The sequence below is a fragment of the Intestinibaculum porci genome (assembly GCF_003925875.1).
Classification (GTDB): Bacteria; Bacillota_I; Bacilli_A; order Erysipelotrichales; family Coprobacillaceae; genus Intestinibaculum; species Intestinibaculum porci.
This window is the reverse complement of record NZ_AP019309.1, coordinates 2,812,468-2,834,394: the sequence shown is the minus strand read 5'-3', so window position 1 is coordinate 2,834,394 and position 21,927 is coordinate 2,812,468. Positions and strand designations below refer to the sequence as shown.

General features: G+C 41.2%; 20 protein-coding genes. 13 read left to right on the top strand and 7 right to left on the bottom strand.

Annotated features, from left to right (window positions below):
- Positions 1-93 precede the first annotated feature (93 nt).
- On the top strand, positions 94-1,014 hold the full coding sequence (locus SG0102_RS13600) for a LysR family transcriptional regulator (RefSeq protein ID WP_125120441.1): 921 nt from the start codon (positions 94-96) through the stop codon (positions 1,012-1,014).
- Positions 1,015-1,026: 12 nt separating this feature from the next.
- Here SG0102_RS13600 and SG0102_RS13595 read toward each other — a convergent pair whose 3' ends face one another.
- Positions 1,027-1,845: a hypothetical protein gene (locus SG0102_RS13595; RefSeq protein ID WP_125120440.1), complete on the bottom strand. Its 819-nt coding sequence runs from the start codon at positions 1,843-1,845 to the stop codon at positions 1,027-1,029.
- A 62-nt stretch (positions 1,846-1,907) separates the two neighbouring features.
- Between SG0102_RS13595 and SG0102_RS13590 the strand changes: the two genes are divergently transcribed.
- Together SG0102_RS13590 and SG0102_RS13585 are read left to right on the top strand one after the other, a co-directional pair.
- Positions 1,908-2,600, top strand: a complete 693-nt coding sequence (locus tag SG0102_RS13590) for a PrsW family intramembrane metalloprotease (RefSeq protein ID WP_125120439.1) — start codon at positions 1,908-1,910, stop codon at positions 2,598-2,600.
- Between the two features lie 48 nt (positions 2,601-2,648).
- On the top strand, positions 2,649-3,407 hold the full coding sequence (locus SG0102_RS13585; protein ID WP_125120438.1) for an HAD hydrolase family protein: 759 nt from the start codon (positions 2,649-2,651) through the stop codon (positions 3,405-3,407).
- Between the two features lie 13 nt (positions 3,408-3,420).
- Here the strand turns inward: SG0102_RS13585 and SG0102_RS13580 are convergent, their stop codons facing one another.
- Positions 3,421-4,599, bottom strand: coding sequence for an O-antigen ligase family protein (locus SG0102_RS13580; protein ID WP_125120437.1), 1,179 nt, complete (start codon positions 4,597-4,599; stop codon positions 3,421-3,423).
- A gap of 89 nt (positions 4,600-4,688) precedes the next feature.
- Here SG0102_RS13580 and SG0102_RS13575 point away from each other — a divergent pair, with 89 nt between their 5' ends.
- Positions 4,689-5,621 carry a TRM11 family SAM-dependent methyltransferase gene (locus tag SG0102_RS13575; RefSeq protein ID WP_125120436.1) on the top strand — a complete coding sequence of 311 codons (933 nt, stop codon included), beginning with the start codon at positions 4,689-4,691 and terminating at the stop codon, positions 5,619-5,621.
- Between the two features lie 2 nt (positions 5,622-5,623).
- The gene (locus SG0102_RS13570; RefSeq protein WP_125120435.1) at positions 5,624-6,484 is read left to right on the top strand and encodes a diacylglycerol/lipid kinase family protein; all 861 of its coding nucleotides are present in this window, start codon (positions 5,624-5,626) and stop codon (positions 6,482-6,484) included.
- On the opposite strand, the gene SG0102_RS13565 is transcribed toward SG0102_RS13570, so the two are convergent.
- A complete protein-coding gene (locus SG0102_RS13565) occupies positions 6,468-7,322 on the bottom strand; it encodes a LysR family transcriptional regulator (RefSeq protein ID WP_125120434.1) in 855 nt (284 codons plus the stop codon). The two genes, SG0102_RS13570 and SG0102_RS13565, sit on opposite strands and share 17 nt — an antisense overlap.
- 91 nt (positions 7,323-7,413) lie before the next feature.
- Between SG0102_RS13565 and SG0102_RS13560 the strand changes: the two genes are divergently transcribed.
- The 3 genes from SG0102_RS13560 to SG0102_RS13550 all read left to right on the top strand — a co-directional run bounded on the left by SG0102_RS13560 (position 7,414) and on the right by SG0102_RS13550 (position 11,571).
- Complete coding sequence (locus SG0102_RS13560) at positions 7,414-9,126, top strand: ABC transporter ATP-binding protein (protein ID WP_125120433.1); 1,713 nt, start codon at positions 7,414-7,416, stop codon at positions 9,124-9,126.
- On the top strand, positions 9,116-10,858 hold the full coding sequence (locus tag SG0102_RS13555) for an ABC transporter ATP-binding protein (RefSeq protein ID WP_125120432.1): 1,743 nt from the start codon (positions 9,116-9,118) through the stop codon (positions 10,856-10,858). The genes SG0102_RS13560 and SG0102_RS13555 overlap by 11 nt, the downstream gene beginning before the upstream one ends.
- A 95-nt stretch (positions 10,859-10,953) precedes the next feature.
- On the top strand, positions 10,954-11,571 hold the full coding sequence (locus SG0102_RS13550) for a CAP domain-containing protein (RefSeq protein WP_125120431.1): 618 nt from the start codon (positions 10,954-10,956) through the stop codon (positions 11,569-11,571).
- 13 nt (positions 11,572-11,584) lie between these two features.
- Here the strand turns inward: SG0102_RS13550 and SG0102_RS15420 are convergent, their stop codons facing one another.
- Positions 11,585-11,761 carry a CBS domain-containing protein gene (locus SG0102_RS15420; RefSeq protein WP_157983066.1) on the bottom strand — a complete coding sequence of 59 codons (177 nt, stop codon included), beginning with the start codon at positions 11,759-11,761 and terminating at the stop codon, positions 11,585-11,587.
- 278 nt (positions 11,762-12,039) lie between these two features.
- Here SG0102_RS15420 and SG0102_RS13545 point away from each other — a divergent pair, with 278 nt between their 5' ends.
- The 5 genes from SG0102_RS13545 to SG0102_RS13525 all read left to right on the top strand — a co-directional run bounded on the left by SG0102_RS13545 (position 12,040) and on the right by SG0102_RS13525 (position 15,165).
- A complete protein-coding gene (locus SG0102_RS13545; RefSeq protein WP_125118661.1) occupies positions 12,040-12,219 on the top strand; it encodes a hypothetical protein in 180 nt (59 codons plus the stop codon).
- The gene (gene tnpA / locus SG0102_RS13540; protein WP_125120430.1) at positions 12,206-12,637 is read left to right on the top strand and encodes an IS200/IS605 family transposase; all 432 of its coding nucleotides are present in this window, start codon (positions 12,206-12,208) and stop codon (positions 12,635-12,637) included. The genes SG0102_RS13545 and tnpA overlap by 14 nt, the downstream gene beginning before the upstream one ends.
- Positions 12,638-12,791: 154 nt before the next feature.
- Positions 12,792-14,237, top strand: a complete 1,446-nt coding sequence (locus SG0102_RS13535) for a hypothetical protein (protein ID WP_197715047.1) — start codon at positions 12,792-12,794, stop codon at positions 14,235-14,237.
- 212 nt (positions 14,238-14,449) lie between these two features.
- Positions 14,450-14,692, top strand: coding sequence for a hypothetical protein (locus tag SG0102_RS13530; protein ID WP_125120429.1), 243 nt, complete (start codon positions 14,450-14,452; stop codon positions 14,690-14,692).
- A gap of 23 nt (positions 14,693-14,715) precedes the next feature.
- Positions 14,716-15,165 carry an Ig-like domain-containing protein gene (locus SG0102_RS13525; protein WP_148668866.1) on the top strand — a complete coding sequence of 150 codons (450 nt, stop codon included), beginning with the start codon at positions 14,716-14,718 and terminating at the stop codon, positions 15,163-15,165.
- Positions 15,166-15,192: 27 nt separating this feature from the next.
- Here the strand turns inward: SG0102_RS13525 and SG0102_RS13520 are convergent, their stop codons facing one another.
- The 3 genes from SG0102_RS13520 to SG0102_RS13510 are packed head-to-tail and all read right to left on the bottom strand — an operon-like array spanning position 15,193 to position 21,694.
- The gene (locus SG0102_RS13520; protein WP_125120427.1) at positions 15,193-15,543 is read right to left on the bottom strand and encodes an arsenate reductase family protein; all 351 of its coding nucleotides are present in this window, start codon (positions 15,541-15,543) and stop codon (positions 15,193-15,195) included.
- 2 nt (positions 15,544-15,545) lie between these two features.
- Positions 15,546-19,091 (bottom strand): UvrD-helicase domain-containing protein, encoded by a 3,546-nt coding sequence (locus SG0102_RS13515; protein WP_125120426.1) that lies wholly within the window; start codon positions 19,089-19,091, stop codon positions 15,546-15,548.
- On the bottom strand, positions 19,091-21,694 hold the full coding sequence (locus tag SG0102_RS13510; RefSeq protein ID WP_157983065.1) for a PD-(D/E)XK nuclease family protein: 2,604 nt from the start codon (positions 21,692-21,694) through the stop codon (positions 19,091-19,093). The genes SG0102_RS13515 and SG0102_RS13510 overlap by 1 nt, the downstream gene beginning before the upstream one ends.
- Positions 21,695-21,927: the final 233 nt, after the last annotated feature.

The window sequence follows — 21,927 nt, the reverse complement described above, 5'->3', positions numbered from 1 at the left end:
TGTCTTTTCTTTTTGTTTATTATAAACCCTATTATAAATAGTATTGATAGGTTAATAGAAGTTCGCTATGATGTTCAAAAGGAGGGGATCGTGATGAAACTCACACAAATCTATTATGCCTTAAAGGTGGCAGAAAATGGCTCGATGAATAAAACCGCTGAAAATCTCTATATTTCTCAGCCGACCTTAACCAATGCGATCAAAGATCTCGAAGAAGAGATTGGGATTAGAATTTTTGAAAGAACCTCAAAAGGGGTTATTCTCACTCGGGAAGGCAGCACCTTCCTGACCCAGGCGCAGGAGTTATATTCTCAGTATGAGAATCTGAAGTATGCTTATGGCGGAAAACGGCAGCTGAAAACAAAATTTGCCGTTTCGACGCAACATTACACCTTTGCGGTGCGCGCTTTTGAAAAGCTGGTATCAAGTTATGATACGCTTAATTATGATTTTGCCTTTCGGGAAACGCAGACCAAAGAAGTGATTAAAGATGTGGCGAGTCATCGCAGTGATATCGGCATTCTCTTTTTGTCTAAGTACAATAAGAAAGTTCTGAAACGATTATTTGATGATTATAATGTCCAGTTCCACGCCCTTTATGAATGCCGGGCTCATGTCTATTTAGCGAGTGATCATCCTTTAGCTCATCATCAGACGCTTACCTTTGACGAGCTTTTACCTTATCCATGTCTTTCTTTTGAACAGGGGGAAACAGATTCCGCTTTCTTAGCGGAAGAAATTCTCAGTGATCATCACTATCCGCGGACGATTAAAGTCAATGATCGCGCTACCATGTTAAATTTCATGCATGCTCTTCATGGCTATACTTTATGCTCATCAATTATTGAGGAAGATCTCAATGGGAAAGAAAATGTCATTATTCCTTTCCAGGAAGATCCGGAACATCCCAACCAGAATATGCAAATTGGTTATATCTTAGGAAAAGATCATCAGCTTTCTGAATTAGGCAAACAATATATTGCCATTGTGAATACTTTGTTTACAAAAAAATAAGCGCTTAGGCGCTTATTTGTGTTTTGATGCAAAACGGCTGGCTAACTCTGTCAACTGATCTTTGGAAATGTTGAAACGGGTGCAAAGATCATCAACCATACTATTGAGTTCTTCTGGTGATTTGTTTTGCAGATCATCCATATCGATGCCGGTTACATCTTTGATTTTATCTTTGTTTTGGGCATACATATCTTTGAATGAATCAAACATCTGATCTTCCTGTTGATTCATTTCTTCCTGAGCCTGCGCTAATGCATCAATTTCTTCACTATCGAGTTCTAGTGCATTGCATAGATCCATGACATGATCGACGAGTAATTCCATCTCAATATGGAAATGGGTATCATCGAGGCTTTCCGCATTTTTTACTGTTTCTAAATAACTGTTGAGCTGCTCTTTCTGTAAGTCATTGAGCGTCGTATCTTCATAGACATCATCATCGATATCATGAAGAATGACATCAATTAAATAGAGAATGCGGTCATCTAAAGCCATCGGATAAGTAATTGTGAAGGCTTTTTGATCTTCTAAAGCGTCTAATAAATCGCCAAAATCAAAGTCATGTGCATAGAACATATGATGAATGCCATGGACGACTAAAATCAATTCTTTTTCCTGATGGCGGACTTTGCGAATCATCACGTCAGTTAAATCCTTTAACAAGAAGGAACCCTTGGTTTTAAAGGCATAATAAAAAGCATCAGGGGTTAAGATATAACCATGCTCATCATCGACTTCTAAGTACTGAATAATTTTGGTAATAGAATTATCACCATACTGATAGATGGCATTACCGATGGAAGCGGGCATGCTTTCTTCATATAGTTTCATAATATCACTCCTTATATGCTATAATATACGCATCTTTTAATGAGAAAGAAAGGAAAAATTACATGTTTATCTTATATCCATTAGCCTCGATTAATTTTATTTATATGGCGGCGGCCGTCGTCCCAGCGATTATTCTTTTAAAGTACATTTATGAATTAGATGAAGTCGAACATGAGCCCAAGTCCCTGCTTGGACGCTTGCTGATCGGCGGGATGGCCTGTATCATTCCCGCCATTGCCTTAGAATGGCTCGCTAACATGATCATCGGTCCCGGGAACAGTCGTTTCCATTATTTTATTGAAGCCTTTTTTGGTGTCGCTTTGATTGAGGAAGGCTGTAAATTCTTTGCCCTTAAGAAGATCAGCTTTGATGCCCCGTCCTTTGATTATCGCTTCGATGGGATTGTTTATGCGGTTTTTGTCTCACTTGGTTTTGCCATTTTAGAAAATGTCAAGTATGTCTATCTTGGCGGAATCAGTACGGCCTTTGTCCGCGCCCTCACTTCCATTCCTGGACATATGTCATTTGCCATTCCGATGGGAATCTTTTTCGCTAATGCGAAAAGAAAACAGTTAGCCCATCGACCTTATACTTTAGATTTCGCCATTGGCCTTGTTTTATCGATCATTTTCCATGGTATTTATGATTATGTCTTAATGGTGAATGACAATATGAGCTTTATTTTAGTTGTCATTGTCATTTATCTCATTCTCTTTACCTTAACGCTGGTGGAAAAGAAAGATGAACATCGTTAAGGGATTGAGTCAAAAGGTACTTTTGAGTAAAATAGAAGTGGTGATATCATGAAGTATGTATTTATTGAGATGGATCTTTTCCTAGCCCATCACAAAGTTGATGATGCCATTATTCATGCTTTTCTGGCTCTCCACCAGCAAGGCCATAAAATTTATTTATGTACGCGACACAATCGCGGCGCGCTCAAAAATCTGCCTTTACCGGTAGATGGGGTGATTGCGAGTGCAGGCAGTTATATCGAAGATCATGCTCAGGAATTAATGAATGAAAACTTATCCAATGAAGATGTTTATAAACTAGAAGCAGCCCTCAATGGGGTTGGCGTAATGTATCAGTTAGAGACAACGGATATTATTTATATGGATGTGCGCTTACTTAAGAAACGTTTATGGAAATTATTAGAAGGGGCTCAGATCAATGTCGAAACCGGCCGACGGGTGAAAGCTTTTGAAGAGCAGGAAGGCATCTGCGAACTTTCTAAATACAGCGGAGAAGCCGTTCATAAAATCGGTTTTAAAACGGATGCTTTAAAAAAGATCAAATTCGTCGAAGAAGCTTATGGCAATGATTATCAGTTTGTTTATTTTCATGAAGACGCTTCAGGCATTGCTGGGGAAATTCGCATGAAAAATGTGACCGTGGCAGATGGTGTCAAAGCAGTCCTGCAGTTTGAAAACGCATCGATCAAAGATGCCATTTCTTTATGTGAAATGGTGGATGATTTAGGCTTGAAAGATGCTTTGCCCGAGGCTATTGTGATGGATGGAAACATGGCTGAGGAATTTAAAAAACATCATCTGATTTAAAAAACACGGAGGCTTACGCTTCCGTGTCTTTCGTATACATATCAAAACTGCCCATGATAATTAAGAATAATGTGGCTGTATGGACAAAGAAAATCGTGTAATCCAGTAAACCATGGACTAAGGTCATGACAATCATGCCGATCATTAAGCCAACTAAAGCATCATTACAATGTTTTTTATGCATGCGATGCAAGCCGGCAATACTGGTGATGAAGTAAGGGGCAATTGTGCAGATCCCGACAATCCCAAAACTTAAAACAGGATCAATAAAGACATTGTGGGCATGCTGCGTTGGGTGGGCATGTTTATAATTTTTATAAATATGCCAGTAAGTCATCGGCCCTTCGCCAAAGAGAGGATGACTTTTGATGTTGAGAATCGCAACGCGCCAGATATTACGACGTACACCAATATATTTATGAATATTAGAGAAACGGGAAATCAGCTGCGGATGCGTCGCCATGAGGCCTGCCCCGCCGGCCGATAAAACGGCAATACCGGCAAAGAGTTTATAAAACTTCGCAAAGAATAACATGACGATCAGGCCTAAGGCTAAAGCTGGCCAGGCTGTTCGACAGCCTGATAAATATAAGGCAAACATATTGATGAGAATGATCGCTAAGATACCAAGAATTGTTTTGACGCGTTTCTTCTGAATGGCTTTTAGGATCTTATAAAAGCCGATCCCTATGAAGAAGTTAATCATCATCGCATAATAGTTTGAGTTAAAGTAAAAGGCATTGATGCGATGCATCGGCGTATTAAAGACGACTAATAATGGTTCATGAATGTGAAAGCTCTGCAAGATCACAATATATTGAATGAACCCCGCGAGCGCCGCGATGACGCTTAAGATCAAAATCGCTTTGGTCATCTTTTCAAAGAACGCTTCCGTGAGATACTCGCGAAAGAAGATCGCTACCGAGAAAAAGATCACAATCAGAAAGCAGAAGCCAAAGCCTGGAAAGTTGCGGTAGAAAAGTGAGACAATCATTTCTAATACCCCAAAGATCAGGACAAAGCGACTCGCTTTGGTATGATGATAAGCTGATTGCAGGTAGCCTTTGCGTAAGGCGATTATCAGTACAATGAGCATGATGATGACACTTGGAATCATCGGGACAAAGAGTGATAAGATGATTAAGGCCATCAGTTTTTCCTGCTCATGATAGTTTTTTAATTGTTCAATCATTGTTGTCCTCCCGAGAGTATTTTACACTGAAAGATTATACGAGACAATTCTTTTGTGGCTTTATGCTATAATAGGCTGTGAGGTATATTATGAAAAAATTTTTATATGTCTATAATTATTATCCCCAGTATGAGGAATCGATGGCTCTGTTAGAGTTTGAACGGTTCTTTCATGCGCCTTATGAGAAATATCATTTCACTGATATTGATATTGCTTATGATCGCTCTGTATTTATCAAAGTGAAGCTGACGCTTTTTCATGAAGCTTCTTCGGTAGAAGAGCTGATCGCTTTACTGGCAAAGGATCATCTCTATTATGAAGACTTTAAAGTTGTCTATTATAAAAATGATCTTACCCATTATGATTATCGCACCTCATTGCGGGAAGCGAGTGCGATCAGTGAAGTTATTGATGGCACAACTTCTCTAACAAACCCCAAGCTTGAATTTGCCTTTACCTATATCAGCGGAACGTATTACTTTGGGTTATTGGAACGTAATAAAGACTGGGATCGCTATGAAGTGAAACCTTATTCCTATTCCCATTCCTTACCTTTAAAAGTTGCTCGCTGCGCCTTGAACTTAGGGGTTGGCAGTCAGTTAAAGGCGAGCGTTATCGATCCGGCCTGCGGCGTCGGTACGGTGGTCTTAGAAGGCTTAGGAATGGGGCTAGATATTGTCGGCAGTGATATCAATCGCTATGTTTCCTATAAAGGAAGACAGAATATTGCTCACTTTGGCTTTGATCCGATGCGCATTACCAAAAAAGATATCCATGATATTACAGCCCATTATGATGTCTGTATTCTCGATGTTCCTTATGGCGTCTATGCGCCATTTACGATAGAAGAGCAGATTGATCTGATTCATGAAGCTTATCGGATCGCTGATCGCTTAGTGGTGATTACCCATGTTTTATTAAATGAAGCGATTGCGCGCATCGGTTTTACGATTACGGCTCAGTGTACTTATACCAAAGGTCAGTTTACACGTTATATTTCCTTATGTGAAAAGGAGGCTTGATTATGAAACATGTCTTTCTCATTAAACCCGTTAAGGATACGTATGATACCCATCCTTTTGTCCCGGTGATTAAAGAGATCATGAAAGATTATGATTATGAGATACATTTCAGTGCTTATAAAGATCATGTCCGTGAGATTATTGCCCAGTATCCAGAAAAAACCCGCTTTTACAGTGTCGGCGGCGACGGCTTTCTTAATCAGATCATTCAGGCTTTAGTTAGCACAAAACATGAAATTGTGGTGCTTCCTTTTGGCACCGGCAATGATTTTGTCCGTTTGATTCATCATCATCAAAATGCCGCAACGATTCTCAAGGAAAGCTTACATCATCAACCGACCCCGATTGATACGATTTTAGTCAACGATGCGCATTATTATGTCAATGTCGGCTGTTTTGGCATTGATGCCTGCATCGCTAATACCGTCCATCTTCATAATGATATTAAGGTCCCCAAAAAGAGTGCTTATCTCTATTCACTGCTTAAAAACATACGCAGTTATCCCTTCTATGATGTCAAAATCGAAACCGAAGGGGAGCTCTTCTATCATGGACCGGTCACGTTATGTGCCTGTTGTAACGGCCGTTATTATGGCGGCGGTTTTGAGATTTCGCCCAAGAGTTATCTCAATGATGGTTATATGGATCTCATTATTTTACCTAAGATCAGAAAAATCACTGCGCCGCTTTATTTTTCTCAGATCGTTACGAAACGTCTAACGGATAACGAAAAGACCTTCCATAAGAAGGTCAAGAAATGCACCGTTTATACGCCGGCCGCAATGAATCTTGATGGGGAGGAAATAGTCGCTTCTTCTTACCATCTCAGACTCATTGAAAAATCGCTTAATCTGATTCTGTAAATAAATGCATGAACTCTTCCGTCACGAGGGGGAGATCTTCCTGACGACGGGAGATCAAAGCCACGGATGTGTAGAGTTCTTTGTCTTTTAAAATGACCGTTTTGATATTCGGATGGACAAAGGTCAAAGCCGTTTTTGGAATAATAGCCACCCCGCCTAAGGTTTCCGCCCATATTAAGGAAGTACGGCAGTCATCACTCTGAATATGAATATTCGGTGTAAACTGCATCGCATTGAGGCAGTAATCGGAAATAAGTGAAGTATAGCGACGGTGAACGATCAGCGGATAGTCGCGATAATCACTGATATGATCCATATCATCTTTCACAATGGAAGCCGGCCCAACGGCTACCATTGGATCAATGGAAAGATAATTGACATTGACGCGAGAGGCATCAAAAGGGGTGCGGACAATCCCCAAATCAATATCATGCGCCAAGAGTAATTCAATCATTTCCGTGGTTGGTCCTTCTTTGATGCGCACATTGAGATTCGGGTGATTACGCATAAATAAAAGAATATGTTTCTGCTGGATGAGCGCTGAGTTGGAAGATGTAATACCAATTCTCAGCGTTTGTTTTTTAATATCCTTCATCTCATTGACCGAGAGGTCAATGAGGTTTAATACCTGCTGGCAGCGTTTATAAAAAAGCTTGCCCGCCTCCGTTAAAGTTAATTTACGACGACCACGAATAACCAGTTCGACCCCTAACTCTTCTTCTAAAGACTTTAACTGGACGGATAAAGGGGGCTGAGCCATATTTAGCTTCTTGGCAGCCTGAGAAATTGTCCCTTCCTCGACAATCGTCACGTAGTAACGCATTTGTTTAAGTTCCATACGACCTCCATATATAACATATAAAGTAAATATTATACTAAGCATATCAAAAGAGTTATAATGGTGCAAGAAAAGGGAGGAAATTTTATCAATGTACTGGAAGAAATTTATTCATCCATATCGCTATAAAGCGGTTATTGGGTTTATCTTTAAATTAGCTGAAGCTCTACTGGAATTATGTGTTCCAATGGTGATCGCTCAGCTCGTTGACAACGGCGTCGCTAAAGGCGACACTCATTATATTATGATGTGTGCGATCAAGCTTTTTGGCTTAGCGATGGCAGGCTATGCCTGCGCGCTGGTTTGTCAGTATTTCGCTTCTGTCACCTCACAGGGATTTGGTACCCTGATGCGTAAGGACATGTTCGAAGCGATCAATGCCTATGATTATGACAACTTAGATGAAATGGGGACCCCAACCCTCATTACCCGTATCACCAGTGATGTCAATCAGATGCAGGATTTAGTGGCGATGACCATTCGTTTGGTGTCACGTTCACCATTCTTAATTGTCGGTTCCTTAGTGGCTGCTTTCTTAATCAATGTCCAGGTGGCCATTATTTTCTTAGTCATTTCACCATTAATCGCCTTATCGATTTATTTGGTTATGTCCCATACTCAGCCGCTTTATATGAAAGTGCAGCACATCCTCGATCAGGTTTCCCTGATTACCAGAGAAAACTTATCCGGCGTTCGTGTCATTCGCGCTTTTAATAAACAGAGCAGTGAAGTCGCACGTTTTGATCAGACGACCGAAGCGCAGCGAAATGAGCAGGTGCACGCTGGGAATATTGCGGCTTTACTTAATCCAGCTACAACCATTATTGTCAATGTTGGAATCATCTTCATCTTATATGTCTCAGGGATGAAGATTAATGCCGGTTCATTAAGTCAGGGCGATGTGATTGCCTTAATCAATTACATGAACCAGATTCTTTTATCCATGTATGTCTTTTCAAATGTCATTTTACTCTATATTAAAGGTTCGGCGTCTTATAAACGAATCAGCCAGGTGTTGGATACGAAGCCTTCCTTTACCCAAGGAGAAAAAGAAGCGCCTGCTTCTTATACTCATATGATTACTTTTGAGCATGTGTCTTTCTCTTATCAGGAAAGTGATGCTTTAACTGATGTCAGCTTTACCATTAAGCCGCATCAGACAATCGGTATCATCGGCGGGACCGGTTCGGGAAAATCAACCTTAGTCAATCTGATTCCGCGTTTCTATGAAGCCCAGAAAGGTCGTATTACGATCAAAGATCAGGATATCAAAGATTATACTTTTGCGGCTTTAAGAAAGATGATTGGTTTCGTTCCCCAGGCTGCTACATTATTTAGCGGTACGATCCGGGAAAATCTCCTGTGGGGGAATAAAGAAGCTTCTGAAGAAGACATTCAAAAAGCCTTAGAAATCTCGCAGGCGAAGGAAATCGTTGATAAGATGAAGGAAGGGTTAGATACGCGCATCGAAGCGAGTGGGAAAAACGTTTCCGGCGGTCAGCGACAGCGTTTAACCATTGCCCGGGCTTTAGTCCGTCAACCAGAAATCTTAATTTTAGATGACTCCGCGAGTGCTTTAGACTTTGCGACTGATGCGAAATTACGTCGCGCTCTCAAAACGTTAGATACAACCACCATTATCGTTTCGCAGCGTGTCTCTGCTTTGCGCCATGCCGATGCAATTATTGTCTTAGATCATGGGGCTGTTTCAGCGATTGGCTCACACGATACACTCATGCAGACAAGCAGCCTCTATCAGGAAATTGTCCATTCACAGGAAGAAGGTGACACTCATGAAGCATAAATCAACATTACATCGTTTATTAGCGTTTGTCGCGCCTTATAAAAAATTCTGGATCATGGCTTTGATTTGCTCAGCCGTCAATATCATCTTTACCTTATGGACGCCAGTTCTCATCGGTCAGGCCATCGATACGATGCTGGGGAAAGGCAAAGTCCATTTCCCCATCCTCTTTACGAAAATTGGTCTGATTGCCTTTTCGACGGCGATGACGGCTCTCTTTGGTTTATTAGTGGTGCGTTTCTCCAATAAGATGACCTACAATATCACCCGTGATTTACGTAATCAGCTCTTTGATAAATATCATCACTTACCATTATCTTTTATCGATTCCCATTCTCATGGTGATTTAATGGATCGTATGATTGCGGATATCGATCTGATTTCAGATGGTTTATTACAAGGCTTTACCAACTTATTTTCTGGGGTGGCCACAATTATTGGGACGATTGGGTTTATGTTAGCGATCAATGTCAAAGTAGCTTTAGTGGTTATTGTCTTAACCCCCTTATCACTCATTGTCTCATCTATGATTGCGACCCGTGTTTATAAATATTTCCAGGTGCAGTTAAAGATCCGTGGGGAATTATCTGGTTATGTCGAAGAAATGATCGGCTCCCAGAAAGTTGTCACGGCTTTCTTCCATGAAGAAGAAAACAAACAAGACTTTGATGAAATCAACCAGCGGTTATTTATTTCAGGAGTCAAATCGCAGTTCTTTGGCGCTTTAGTCAATCCTACAACACGTTTTGTCAATGCGATCGTTTATGGTTCCGTAGCCATCTTTGGTGCCTTCACGGTATTAAGCGGCGGCTTAACTGTTGGGGCCTTATCATCCTTCCTGACTTATGCCAACCAGTATACGAAACCATTCAATGATATTTCCAATGTCTTTACCCAGTTAGAAACAGCCTTAGCCTGCGCGGACCGTGTCTTTGATATCTTAGATCAGGATGATCTTGTTGAACCAAGTCAGCCGCAGATTGATGAAAACCCACGCGGCTCCATCCATATTAATGATTTAAAGTTCTCTTATACCCCATCCCAGCATTTGATTGAAGATTTCAATCTGCATGTCCATCCTGGTCAAACCATTGCCATTGTTGGTCCGACCGGCTGTGGGAAGACAACTTTAATCAACTTATTAATGCGTTTCTATGATCCTAAAGCAGGAGAAATCATGATTGATGGCATCAATACAATGAATATGCGTCGTCATGATTTACGTGCTATGTATGGGATGGTTTTACAGGATTCCTGGTTATTTAAAGGCACGATTAAAGACAATATTGCCTTCGGGTCTGATCATCCTACTGATGAAGCGATTATCGAAGCCGCGAAAAATGCCCATGCTCATAAATTCATTATGCAGTTAAAAGACGGCTATAATGCCATGTTATCAGAAGAAGGGTCTAACTTATCACAAGGCCAGCGTCAGTTATTATGCATTGCCCGGATTATGCTCGCCGATCCACCAATGTTAATACTAGATGAAGCGACCTCTTCAATCGATACGCGTACCGAAAGACAAATTCAGGATGCTTTTGATACGATGATGGAAGGACGTACAACTTTCATCGTCGCCCATCGTTTATCTACGATTCAGAAAGCCGATCAGATCGTCGTCATGCGTGATGGTCATATCGTGGAACAAGGGACGCATCAAAGCTTACTTAAGAAGAAAGGCTTCTATTCTAAGCTCTACTATTCACAGTTTGATACGACGCATATGTAAAAGAACGCTCCGGCGTTCTTTTCGTCTGTCCGATGATTTTCGTGGTATCCGCTTCTTTATCGCGATAAAATAAGACTAACAAGGGAGAAAACAAGATGAAGAAATGGATAGGACTTCTCGTCAGCTTACTGATGGTTTTATCAGTATGTATGCCTGCTTACGCTCAAGAGAATGAGAATATGGATGTCAAGACGACCATTACCTATAGTCAAAGTGAGGCATTGTCGATGTTAAAAATGATGAATGACTGGCGTAATGCCGGCGCCTGGTATTACCAGGAAGATGGTTCAAAAGCTGATACGGGGGCATTGCCATCGTTATCTTATGATGATGAATTAGAAAGCATTGCGATGACGCGGGCTAAACAGATCGCCATCCTATTTGCTCATCAGCAGCCTGATGGACAGGATATCTTTGCCTTAAGTAACAGACTTCATGGTGAAAATATTGCGGCCGGCACCGGCATTAACGCTGCCGAGGCGTTTGAAAAGTGGAAGGAAGAAGATCAGCCTTTTGACGGACAGGGCCATCGTCGTAACGTGTTAGCGACTGACTTTCAGTCCGTTGGGATTGGTCATGTGACCATTAATGGGGTTGACTGCTGGGTTCAGGATTTTAGTGCTTTTCCATGCCAAAGTGAAATGAAGAGCGCAGCTCGTGATGATATAGTCATGCAACGTTATCGATTCCAAAAAGTCAGATTGCCGGCTTAACCATTAACAGTTATTACGCTGGACAGGTTAATAGCGGAGCAACACTTACATTACCGGAAATTAAAGCCTTTTTGACCTTCAAGGATGGAGTTACCACTTTACCGGTTGAGGCGACGACATCATAGCAGGCTAATGCGGAAATAGGCCGCGTTGAAGGGTCAACGTTCATTGCAAATCCTAATTTAGGCAATCGTGAGGCCACTTTACAGGCACAGGCGACTTTTGGCGGCTATACAGTTTCTCAGGATGCGGCCTTAACGGTATACTGCAGTCACGAAAAGACGCATTATGCGCCGCAAGGTGCATATCATAATAAGGTTTGTGATTTGTGCGGAAAGATTATTGGTTATAAATCAGCGGCGAAAACCCCACGGCTTGCCGTGGGGATGAAAGCCGCTTTTTTTTATGATTTTGTAGACAGACATATAGAGAGGCTATATAATATAGATAGATTAAGGAGGATATGCTATGTCTAAATCAAAAAACGTTCAGGTTAATATATCAATTCCCAAAGAATGGAAGGACGAGCTTGAAAATATTGCTCGCATCTATTCAGTTGAAGAAGGAAAGAAGGTAACTTTTCTTGAGCTGATGCGAAGAGGCATTCAGGAAAAGTACCAGCTTGGTGATCCTGATGAGAAACGGTGATCAGTATCACAGCGCAGCACACTGCCGGTATCTGACACAGTACCATATTATATGGTGCCCAAAATTCAGATATTCAGTGCTCGGCGATGAAGCCGGAGACATGCTCAAGAAAATACTTGCAGACATTTGCAGCAAATACAGCTACAGCATTAAAGCGCTGGAAGTCATGCCTGACCACATTCATATTTTTGTGGACTGCCCCCAGACTGTAGCGCCGTGCGACATAGTCAGAACCCTCAAATCATTAAGTGCAGTTGAAATGTTCAGAGCCTTTCCCAAACTGAAGCGTTTTTATGCGAAATGCGGGAAACTGTGGTCTGACGGATATTTTATATCAACTGTCGGTCATATAAGCGAAACGACGGTTCAAAAATATATAGAGGAGCAGAAGAGCCATGAGAGAAAGAAAGAAATGTAAGCTGACAGATTACCAAAAGCAGCTGCGCCAGTACCATAAAAACTCGCCAAGACACGTTCTTGTCCTTGAGGCGGATATCCCCTACTAGGACAGATGCAGAATTTTTCACTATGCTGATCTTGTGCGCAAAGCCGGCAACGAACTTGTCGGAATTATGAAAAATAATCTTGAGCAGCTGACACGCACAAAGAAATACAGATATTTCAACAGGGAATATGGGAAATGCAAGGCGGCTAAAGACGAGGACGGTCTTAAGGCTGCTGCCAAAAAGCTAAAGGAGCTTCAGCAGTCATATAATGTTACATTTGACTTCTGCAGAAAGGCTATGGTTCCTCTTGATAATAAGTATGGCATTGATGCAGTATTCGGACTCACAAAAGCCGAGGATGTGTGGCGCGGAGTTGAAAAATGCCTGTATTCAGGTGGAAAAGACATTCACTTTTCAAAGCGTGGGGATCTTCCATGCATCAGAGCAAAACAGATTAACAGAGGCATCATCATGAAAGCGAGGGAAGACTCTCTGACATTTTCGTTTCATGGAATGACATTTGGCGTTCTGGTAAAGGACAGATTTGAAAGCGATGAAGTCAGTGCTGTTCTTTCGTACATGAACGATCCTGAAGCCAGCGACAGAGCTGCAGTCAGCGCGATGAATGCTTCCGGCGAAATTATCAGCACATATAGACCGTGTTACGTATCTTTGTCATGCTCAGTCATCAGAGGAAAAATGAGAGTCTTCGTTCACATAACAATCGAAGGCAGATCCGTTACAAAATACAACAGATTCGGATGCAGAAGACATAAGCTGGGACATGGCGTTGTAGGATGTGACATCGGCACTCAGACAATTGCCTATACATCTGATACTGAAGTTGGTCTTAGGAATCTTGCCGAAAGAGGCTCTTCTGTCTCAGAGAATGAAAGAAAAGAGCGTCTGCTCCTTCGCTCAATGGATAGGTCGAAAAGAGCTACGAATCCTGACAACTACAACGCTGACGGCACGATCAGAAAAGGGCCCAAGAAATGGAAGTTCTCCCGCAGATATATGAAGCTGAAAGCAAAGCATACCGAGCTCTGCCGCATCAATGCGGTCAACAGGCATCTTGCTATTAACGAGGAGGTTAATCATCTGAGAAGCCTTGGTGATATCTTTGTAACAGAGCCGAAGAACACGAAGAAGCTTCAGAAGCGCTCCACAAAGGATGGCACAGATAAAAACGGCAGATGCACCAGAAAGAAGCGGTTTGGAAAGTCTGTTAAGAACAGATGCCCCGGCTATTTTCAGATGCAGGCAGAACAAAAGTTTGCCTGCTATATAGAAGTTCCTAATAACTATCGTGCAAGCCAGTACGATCACACATCAGACAGCTATATTAAAAAAGAGCTGTCGCAGCGCATGTACAGTCTTTCGGACGGAACGGCTGTTCAGAGAGACTGGTATTCCTCATATCTGCTCTACAGTATTGATACTGTGAACATGACGATTGACAAATCAAAATGCATTACTGGATTCAGTGACAAGTACGCAAAGGAACGTGCTATGATCAGCTGGATTATAAAGAATAAGATTCGGGTGTTGAACAGCGGAATAAGATTTTAGAGATGTTCAGTGCCGAGGGGAACCTGACTGCGTTTCCCGTGTGAAAGCACAAAGACGGCCGATAATGTGTCCAGTGGGATGCTTGACCGTCAGGTTAGCTGCTCCGGCAGAAAGACAGATGTGCTGAAGTCCGCACTGTTTCCTTCGCGAAATAGTGCCGTGCGATTGTACGACTTCTGCAGAATGCCGCCAGAGAACCCCCACGGCTTGCCGTGGGGAGCAGTCAGCAAAGTCATGAATGGGATGAAGGGACGGTCACGAAAGAAGCGACGGAAGATCAGGAAGGTGTGCGCACGTATACATGTAAAGACTGCGGCGCTACTAAAACTGAAGCAATTGCGAAATTACCTAAGATAGTTGTGAAAGAAACATCTTCAGACAATCCGTCACCAGCCCCTGCGGCAGCTTCGACGATCACTCAAAAGCAGGCAGATACATCGGTGAATACACGGTGACGTCATCGGTTAAAAGTAAGGCAGTGACTAAACCGGTGACCGGCAAAGCTTATACGACGAGCACTAAGAAAACTGTGATTGGGAAGAAGAATATTACACTCAAAGCGCCAGAAAAAGGGCAGGTAAAATGGCAGACAAGTAATAAGAAAGTGGCCACAGTAAGCAAAGGTAAAGTTAAGATCAAAGGCTATGGCACAGTGAAGATTGAGGCTAAAGTCAATGGTCATACTTATACTTATATATTGAATGTAAAGAAACCGATGTTAAAGGTGAATAAGAAAAAGGTTACTTTGAAAAAAGGGAAGAGTCTTAAGATCAAGGCGCAAAGTAATGGAAAAGTGAAATGGACCTCACAGAATAAAAAGATTGCGAAGGTTGTGCAAGGCAGGATCAAGGGGCTAAAGAAAGGATCTACGACGATTATTGCCTCAGTCAGTGGTGTAAAAGTAAAAATTAAAGTAACCGTCAAGTAAAGGAAAACCAGCTCAAGCGAGCTGGTTTTAAAGTAGCGTTTCACTCCATGTTTTTTCATTAAAGCCAATGAGCACCTGATCATCTAAGATGACTAACGGACGTTTCACTAACATACCATCGGTGGCTAATAACTGGATCATGTCTTCTTCACTCATTGTTGGCAGTTTGGTTTTTAAGTGCATCTCACGATATAAGGTGCCGCGAGTATTGAAGAATTTCGTTAAAGGCATCCCGCTGCGCTGATACCAGTCTTTTAATTCCTCAGCGGTGGGATTGTTTTCTTTAATATCACGGCTTTCATAGGTGATGCCATGATTATCTAACCATTTTAATGCTTTCTTACATGTTGTACATTTGGGATATTGCATGACTAACATCTTTAGACCTCCACACATTGATTTGTCTCAAGGTAATAAACATACCCTTTGACATCCTGATGAAAGTATTCCTGTAATACTTTCTTGTAGTAATCTAATTGTAACTGATGTTTTTTAATGAGGGAAGACTTTTTATTAGATTTAGAAATATGATCTGTTTTATAGTCTAAGACGGTAATATGATCATCACTGACAAAGACTAAGTCGAAGATCCCATTAATAACCTGAGCTTCTTTGAAGCGGAACATCTTTTCTTTATAAATAGCCTTGGCTAAGGCTGCTTCCTGATAGATCGGACTTTCGATGAAGTTTTGAATATGCGGCGCATAGTTTGTGATTAAGGCATATTCCTGCGAAGTAAACATGCCGGCCTGGTTTAACGCTTCAATTAAGTCTTTGATATTATCATTTTTAAATGATAAATAAGATAAGACATTATGGACGAGAGTCCCTAAGCTGGTTGCTTCTTCTCTTGTCAGGGTATCACCATCGAGGTAATCAAAGTGTTTTTCATCTTCTAAGGCCTGCAGAGTAGTGACCGCGACCGAGCGCTGCTGATCCGGATAAGGATAGGCATATGTATAGTAAGGAGCCACTTCTTCATAGCGATTCGCAATCTGGGGATGACTCATCGTAGAGGCATTCGCAAAGATATCATCATAATGGGAAATCGCTAAGTGGAAACGTGCTAAACGGGTATGTTCATTGTATAAACCAGCGAATTTCTTGCGATTTAACTTTAAGTCAGGCGCTAAATCAGGATAAGCGTTCACCAAATCGCTGATCACATCTTCATGACGCATACAAGCCATGAGGATCCAGTCTAAATAGTTACGAGAAGAGCGCAGTTTATGATTATAAACAACATCCTTAACGGATTCATCAGTATCATTGGCCTGAACTTGTTTAGCGAGGCTATAGAGTTTCTTTTCATCATCAAGAACCCCGGTCATAATAAGTTTTGATTCAGCACGGGTTAACGCAACGTATAAGATACGCATTTCTTCATTGATCGCTTCTTTATGAATGTATTTGCCAATGAGGGCGCGATAGGGATGATCTAAGGCACATAAGACCTGTCCATATTCTTTAGAGTCTTTATAGAAACGCAGCGTCGAGGCGATGCCTTTATCCTGATCAAGCAGTAAGTTATTACGTTCATCAGCCGCATTGAACTGATGATGTAAGCCGGATACAAAGACAACTTTAAACTGTAACCCTTTGGATTTATGAATCGTCATGAATTCAACGGCGTTGGTATCATCACTGGAAATCTTACCTGGTGATTTTTCAATTCCGCTATCTAAGAAATCTACAAAGTCTTTAAGGTATGGATAATCATCCGAGACACTGCGGGCTAATTCTAATAAGGTATCTAAGTTGGCCACGCGCTGCTCGCCGTTAATTAAGGCTGCCACAAAGTTACGATAACCAGTTGCTTCAAAGCAGGCTTTGAGGATCTCATAAGGTGAATGGCTGTATGTATATTTACGTAATGTTTCAAAAGCTTCTAAGAAAGAGGCAACCTGTGAGTCATCGCGATGTGCCAATAAGTCCTCATAGACGGAATGCATCGGCTCATCAAACTGACGGATTTCTAACAGTTTGTTTTCATCAAACTGCGAGAAGATAAAGTGATTGTGTAAGACACTGACCATCGCAATATCATCATAAGGATTCACTAACGTTGTCAGTAAAGCTTTCATAGATAAAACTTCAATCCCGCTTAACAGGCCTTTAGATAACGTGATATTTGCATTGATGCCATAGCTTTCAAAGACTTTCTTATAAGTAATAAAGTCAGAGGCATTACGCATTAACACGCAGAAGTCGCGATAGTGATAGCCTTGATGGCACATGGTGAGAATCTTCTGGGCTACCATATGGGCTTCTAATTCGGATTTCGTATGTTCCTTATGATTATGATTCATCGCTAAGAGGATCTCGGAATCAAAATCATGAAGCGGTTCTAACTCCGCTAAGGTTTTACCTTTGGCCTGATGATCATAACGTAAGATCGCAAATTCATCTCGATAGTATTCCAGGCCGCCAATGGATGTATCCATAATCGAATCAAAGATGTAGTTGATACTATCCAGGACGGCTTTTTCACTACGATAGTTAAATCGTAAATCAATACGGATATGTGTATCCTGATCAGTCGCTTCATCATAAGCTTTATAAGTATCAAACTTTTCTTTGAAGATTCGCGGATCAGCCTGACGGAAACGATAGATCGATTGTTTCATATCGCCAACCATGAACATCGGAATTTCTTTGTAGCCTGGTAAGCCGGCCTGGCCGGCAATGCGGGTGACAAGGTTTTCCTGAATCTGGTTGGTATCCTGATATTCATCAAGCATGATTTCTTTAAAAGTGTTATTAAGAGTAGCGAGGACGGGTAAGTCTTCGCTTAATAAAGCGGTCGCATAGGCTTCTAGGTCATGGAAGTCTAAGATGCCTTTTTTCTTTTTAGCGGCGCTGTACGCTTCGTGGAAGCGTTCTAATAATCCGCCTCGTCCTAAGATATAATAAATATCTTTGTAGGACATCTGTAAGATTTCTTTGAAGGCTTCTTCATCTTCAATGGCTAAGTCTTCTTTCATCTTTTTATAAGGGGCTAAGACATTGTTTTTTAAACTGGTGAATTCTTTCCTGATCGCTGGTTCTACGCCGTCCCAGTCCATGCGCGGGGCTTTCATTGGTTTATCCGCCAATAAACTGTTGAAAGTATCATAGGTCTGGGGCTGGGAGAACGCCTGCAAGTGTTCACTGAGGAAGTTATAGAGACTTCCAGCAACGGAGAGTCCCTCTTCATTTTCGGCGGTAAAGCTCTCTAAGTGATGTTTTTCTGCGAACATCTGTAAGGTATTAAAAGCGCTGATGGCATCCTGCAGACTTTCGACATATAAAGGCTGCATCAGTTTAAAGATCTGCGCATCATTCATATCGTCAAATTGATAATATTTTTCATAGAACGCTTCTAAGGTATCGACAAAGCTGACATAAGAGTTAGTGGTATTATCATAAGATAATAAGGACTCCTTAAAGCTGTCGAAGTTATTCTGGGTATTATGGCGTTTCATATAATCAATGAAGGCCTCTTCGTGAATCCAGGTTTCAATACACTCATCTAAGATCTGACTTTTTAATAAGTCAGGGGTACTTTCGACGCTGAAGCCAGGCATGACATCAACGAGATAACCATATTTCTCTAAGAGTGATTTACAGAATGAGTCAAAGGTTGTCATATAAGCATGAGGCAGCTGCTCGATGCAGGTGAGAATATGGGCTCTTTGACTCTCAGTTAGGGAAGGATCATGAAGATCTTCGTGAAGCTGGATATTGAGTCGCTGCTTCATTTCCTGACCGGCTGCATCAGTGAATGTTAAAACGAGGAAGGCATGCATATCATAGCCATCATTTTTGATCAGACTATCCATCCGGGAGACTAAGATACGGGTTTTCCCGCTGCCGGCAGGGGCGGAAACTAAAATGGTTTTACCGCGGGCATCGATAGCGGCCTGCTGTTCTTTATTGAAAGGCATTATTGTTTTTCCTCCTTGAGAATTTCGTTTTTCAGGTTTGATTTGATGACTTTATTTTCATTGACAAAGACATCAAAGAGACATACCGAGCGATAGTCACAGTAATCACATGGATAAATCCCCGCCGCATTATTATCAGCTTTCGCTGGCAGGATATCGATATGACCGTTACGTAACTCTTCATACAAAGCGGTCATATAGCTGACGATCTGCGCCATGACAGTCTTTAACTGATCATGAGAAAGAATCGGTGCGCCTGAATAAGGTGTTCCATCTTTCTTGATCCGTACTTTGGTAGAAGAATCGACGAGCTGTTTGCAAAAATCGTAGGGCTCTTCATCAAAGGCATAGCCTTCCATGCGATACTGCTTAAAGACATCCTTATCAGAGAGCGGTTTATGTAAAGATAAAGTCTTTGATAAAGCTTTCGTAATGACGCGACGTTTCATCGCAAAGTACAGTACTGCCCCGGGTTTTAAATCAGGTTTGTTTTTGATGAGTAAGTCCATGTAGACTAACATCTGAATATTGAATCCCTGCATCGCAAAGGATAAATCGAGTGTTTTGGTGGATGACTTGTAGTCGATAATGCGAACGTGATCGTCGATTGTATCGACACGGTCAATCATACCTAAAACAGGAATTTCGCCAAGATCCCCAGTCACTTCATATTCTTTGGCGGCGATTGTGAAGTCTCCTAACTGTTCTTTCACAATCTTTAAGTTCATGGCCATATCATCAATCATATGATCGATAAAGAATTGATTGAGGGGGTTATCATCATATTTATCCTGTAAGTGTTCTTTGACATAAGTATAGGCATGGTCTTTCATATGCTCTTCATCATCAATTGATGTTTCCATAATATAATGGGCGAGATGACCGATATCATAAGCGGCTAAGGCATGATCATACTGCTTTGTCACTTTTAGGCCATACTGCATGAAGTAGGCAAAGGGACACTTATTGTAAGTTTCTAAACGGGAGACACTCATCCCTTTACCTAGTAAATGACGATAGTCTTCCTTGATGAGAACAGGCTTATTATCATAGTGATCAATCGCCTCATTGAGGGGATAATCAGGCAGCTGGGAACTATTCAAATAGAGATAGACATCATGTAAAGTTAAGTCAGGAATACAGTTTTCCAAATCATATAATTCATAAAGGCGTTTCATTAATGTACTAGGCATCTTTTCTTTCCCGTCCATATCGGCCTGGGCATAAGAGAATGTCAGATGCTTATGAGGATTTAAGATGGCCTTCATAATCTCCATTTCATGTAAGGATAACTGTTCACTTAAGGATAATGGCTGCGTCTTTAACTGCAGGAAGTCTTCTTCTAAAAGCAGGCCGCTTTCTCCCATGACGGCCGGCACTTCACCTTCGTTTAAGCCTAAGAAATAGAGATAGCGCGGGGTGACTGACAAAGCTTCAGCGAAGTCACAGATCATAATCGCATCATGCATCGGCTGACGTGCAGCTTTGTTTGGAATGATCATCTGTAAGAAGAGTAAGTATTCTTCTGGGGTAATCTCTTCATCGCTGATCACTTCTTTTAATAAGCTGCGATAGTTTTCATCTAAGGGTAATAAAAGCAGTTCATTGGTAAGATCCGTAAAGGTATGCGCCTGAGAAGAGGCTAAAGCCTTAGTGATCGCCTGATAGCTTTCATCATAGTCATAGTGCGTGGTCTCGGGTAAGAGATGGGGGATGTGTTCGCGATCGAAGACATCTTTGAGATAATCTTTCATATCATTGGAATGCGTGACGATCATGAAATCTTCATAATGGGCTTTTTCATCGACTAGTCTTCTTTTGATATCACTGGTGACTTTTAAGACTTCATGCATTGGTGAGCCACCAATAATGACAGAGGCTTTTTCTATGGGATTGACTTTCTCCTGATCATAGAGATGCTTTGTCAGCGTCGTTTCTTCACCGACAAAGGAGATTGCACCAGGATAATAGCTTTTCACAAAGTCATCTTCTTCATGACTTAAATACATTGTGACATCCGTGACACGATCCAAGGCAGTAAAGAAGGCGCGCTGTTTGCGATAAGGATAATCATCGCCTAAGACGATGATCCGAGCAGAAACCTGATCGACTAAATCGATGGTCGCCTCTTCTAAGTTCATATAGGAATCTGTTTGTTTTAATAACTGATCAATGGTATTGATTTCTAAACATTTCTGCTTTGTTAAGGGTAATAAGTGATCAGGTAAGGTATTAAGATCAATATCTTCTTCATGGAGTCTTTTTAAAGTTGTGATGATTTCTCCAATCAAAGGATAGGGATTTTCACTGATTTTAAAGAAAGTGAAATCCTGATGCGATAAAATAGTCCGAATCGCCATTACCAGCTGGGTCTGATTATATAAATGACGTTTAAACATGCGTCTTTCTACGAGCAAGTCTTTTTCAAACTGATGCAGGGTTTTGACTTCAATATTAAAGAGGACATCTCGCTGACTTAATAATAAGTCTTCCATATAAGTGCCATGTTCTGTAATAATAGTAAGAGGTTCATGGACATCTCTGAGGGAGATGGCTAACTGATTGGCTTTTTCTTGAAAGTTTTTTCCGAGTACAATGTTCATGTTCATTTCTCCTTTAACCTTATTATATAATACGCTTTTTGAAAAAAAGTGAAAAATCGTAAATGAAAAGGAGAAAACTCCCTTTCATATACGAAAATAAAAAATATTTTTAAAGATTTGTGTTATAATATAAAGATTTCTCTAAAGGGCTTATAGGCATGCTTATTAAGCATATGCGAAAATGGAAATACGGTGAATATTCCGGATAGAATGACTTCTCAATGATTTTAAAA

What these genes read in the sequence shown, in the direction of transcription:
- SG0102_RS13535 (WP_197715047.1), top strand. Translation starts at nt 12,792, where the DNA reads ATGAAAAATAATCTTGAGCAGCTGACACGCACAAAGAAATACAGATAT.
- SG0102_RS13600 (WP_125120441.1), top strand. Translation starts at nt 94, where the DNA reads ATGAAACTCACACAAATCTATTATGCCTTAAAGGTGGCAGAAAATGGC.
- SG0102_RS13570 (WP_125120435.1), top strand. Translation starts at nt 5,624, where the DNA reads ATGAAACATGTCTTTCTCATTAAACCCGTTAAGGATACGTATGATACC.
- SG0102_RS13575 (WP_125120436.1), top strand. Translation starts at nt 4,689, where the DNA reads ATGAAAAAATTTTTATATGTCTATAATTATTATCCCCAGTATGAGGAA.
- SG0102_RS13560 (WP_125120433.1), top strand. Translation starts at nt 7,414, where the DNA reads ATGTACTGGAAGAAATTTATTCATCCATATCGCTATAAAGCGGTTATT.
- SG0102_RS13565 (WP_125120434.1), bottom strand. Translation starts at nt 7,322, where the DNA reads ATGGAACTTAAACAAATGCGTTACTACGTGACGATTGTCGAGGAAGGG.
- SG0102_RS13590 (WP_125120439.1), top strand. Translation starts at nt 1,908, where the DNA reads ATGTTTATCTTATATCCATTAGCCTCGATTAATTTTATTTATATGGCG.
- SG0102_RS13550 (WP_125120431.1), top strand. Translation starts at nt 10,954, where the DNA reads ATGAAGAAATGGATAGGACTTCTCGTCAGCTTACTGATGGTTTTATCA.
- SG0102_RS13510 (WP_157983065.1), bottom strand. Translation starts at nt 21,694, where the DNA reads ATGAACATTGTACTCGGAAAAAACTTTCAAGAAAAAGCCAATCAGTTA.
- SG0102_RS13520 (WP_125120427.1), bottom strand. Translation starts at nt 15,543, where the DNA reads ATGTTAGTCATGCAATATCCCAAATGTACAACATGTAAGAAAGCATTA.
- SG0102_RS13555 (WP_125120432.1), top strand. Translation starts at nt 9,116, where the DNA reads ATGAAGCATAAATCAACATTACATCGTTTATTAGCGTTTGTCGCGCCT.
- tnpA (WP_125120430.1), top strand. Translation starts at nt 12,206, where the DNA reads ATGAGAAACGGTGATCAGTATCACAGCGCAGCACACTGCCGGTATCTG.
- SG0102_RS13595 (WP_125120440.1), bottom strand. Translation starts at nt 1,845, where the DNA reads ATGAAACTATATGAAGAAAGCATGCCCGCTTCCATCGGTAATGCCATC.
- SG0102_RS13585 (WP_125120438.1), top strand. Translation starts at nt 2,649, where the DNA reads ATGAAGTATGTATTTATTGAGATGGATCTTTTCCTAGCCCATCACAAA.
- SG0102_RS13580 (WP_125120437.1), bottom strand. Translation starts at nt 4,599, where the DNA reads ATGATTGAACAATTAAAAAACTATCATGAGCAGGAAAAACTGATGGCC.
- SG0102_RS13545 (WP_125118661.1), top strand. Translation starts at nt 12,040, where the DNA reads ATGTCTAAATCAAAAAACGTTCAGGTTAATATATCAATTCCCAAAGAA.
- SG0102_RS13515 (WP_125120426.1), bottom strand. Translation starts at nt 19,091, where the DNA reads ATGCCTTTCAATAAAGAACAGCAGGCCGCTATCGATGCCCGCGGTAAA.